Below are 1975 nucleotides of genomic sequence, written 5' to 3' on the forward strand. Positions count from 1 at the left end.
TCCCTTCGACGATGGTCTTGTCGACATTAGCCAACACGCCCTCCATCGTTTCATAATACATGCGGCGGCGGGTCACGTCCGGGGCCAGGCGATATTGTTCATACACCTTGTCGAAGGAGGCTGCCTCGCCCTGCGCCTTGGCCGTTACCTGCTGGGCGGCGGCGCGCGCTTCGTTGAGGTAGGTCTGCGCGGTCTGCTGCGCGGCCGACACGGCCTTGAACGCATCATTGACCGCGGCTGGCGGATCGGCCTGCTTGATCGCAATACCCTGGATGCGGATGCCGGAACGGTAACCGTCCAGTATCTCCTGCATCCGCTGTTCGACCTGCTGTTCGATCGCGGTACGGCCCGCGCCCAATGCGTCGTCCAGGCTGACGCTGGCCAGCACGGCGCGCATCGCGCTTTCGGCGACTTCGCGCACGGCGGCATCGGGGTTGGACAGTTGGAACAGGTACAGTTCGGGATTGCGGATGTTCCAGCGCACCGAATAGGCAAGGTCGATGATATTCTGGTCGCCGGTCAGCACCAGATTCTCATTCTCCGCCGTGGTCGATCCCACGTCGATGGTGCGGATTTCCTCGACATCGACGATCGTCACCGCCGCGAAGGGGGCGGGGAGGGTCAGGCTGATACCGGGGGTCAGGGTGCGGCTGTAACTGCCAAGATAAGTGACGACGCCGCGTTCCTGCGGGCCGACACGGTGGAAGCTGGTCAATACGAGCCACAGGATGACCAGGATCGCGATCCCGATCGGCCATAGCGCCTTGCCATTGGGACGCTGCGGCAGGCCACCAAAGCCGCCGCCATTGCCGCCACCCTGGCCAAAGCTGTCGCGGCCCCGCCGCAACATTTCCTCGATCGCGGACGGACCTTTCTGCCCAACCGGACGACCCGGTTGGGTCCACGGATTGCGCGGGCCGCCATCGCCGCCCGCACCCTTTCCGCCCGAACCGTCATTACTCTCCGGCCCGTCGCTTTTGCCGCCCCAGGGGCCTTGCGCCATGCTCACGATGCCGGGCATCCACCCGAATAATCTTTTCATGTCACCTTCTATAGGAAGGCTGGCCCGCGAAAAACAGTGCCCTTAGGAGCGATTATTTCCTACAGGGCGTCGTCATGACCGATATTGCCGATTTTACCGCCCGCCTGACCGCTCTGACCGATGGCCGTGCCAGCACGCCGCGCGTCAAGGACGGGGTGATGACCCTCGCCCTCGATGTCGGCGGCCTGTCGCCTGACCGGCGCGACGGCCTTGTTGCCGCAATCCGCGAGGGCGGCCTGACCGTGCCGGGCGTCACCGATGTCCGCATCGCCCAGACGGCGGAACGCAAATCACTGCGCATCATCGCCGTGGCGTCTGGCAAGGGCGGCGTCGGCAAATCCACGCTATCCGCCAACCTCGCCGTCGCGCTGCATCGCCTCGGCCACCGGGTCGGATTGGTCGATGCCGACATCTACGGCCCGTCACAGGCGCGGTTGATGGGAAGCGAGGATCAAAAACCGCAGGCCCGTGACAAGAAGATGATCCCGGTCACCGGCACGCTCGGCATTCCGATGCTGTCGATGGCGCATCTGGTCGAACCCGGCAAGGCGCTGGCGTGGCGCGGGCCGATGGTCGGCAATGCCCTGTCGCAACTGATCGACGCCGATTGGGGCGAGACCGACTTGCTGGTGGTCGACATGCCGCCGGGCACCGGCGACATTCAATTGACGATGGTGCAGAAGCATAAGCCCGTCGGTGCGGTGATCGTCTCGACGCCGCAGGATCTGGCCCTGATCGACGCGACCCGCGCGGTCAGCCTGTTCACCCAGGCGGGCGTGCCGATGATTGGCCTGGTCGAGAATATGGCGGGCTATGCCTGCCCCCATTGCGGCGAAATCTCCGACCCGTTCGGCACTGGCGGCGCGGAAACGGCGGCCGGCGAGATGGATATGCCCTTCCTGGGCCGCATTCCGCTCGCCATCGATATCCGCC

At 64.9% G+C, this 1975-nt stretch carries 2 protein-coding genes; one reads left to right on the forward strand and one right to left on the reverse strand.

The genetic code is table 11. The annotated features are described in order from the left end of the window. On the reverse strand, positions 1-1042 hold a 1042-nt coding region (gene hflK, locus IL54_RS22485), incomplete at its 3' end, for an FtsH protease activity modulator HflK (RefSeq protein ID WP_193378793.1). Between the two features lie 74 nt (positions 1043-1116). On the opposite strand from hflK, the gene IL54_RS00860 reads away from it, so the two are divergent. Then, positions 1117-1975: Mrp/NBP35 family ATP-binding protein (locus IL54_RS00860; protein WP_037472511.1), on the forward strand; the 859-nt coding region annotated here is incomplete at its 3' end.

The organism is Sphingobium sp. ba1 (assembly GCF_000743655.1).
Lineage (GTDB): Bacteria > Pseudomonadota > Alphaproteobacteria > Sphingomonadales > Sphingomonadaceae > Sphingobium.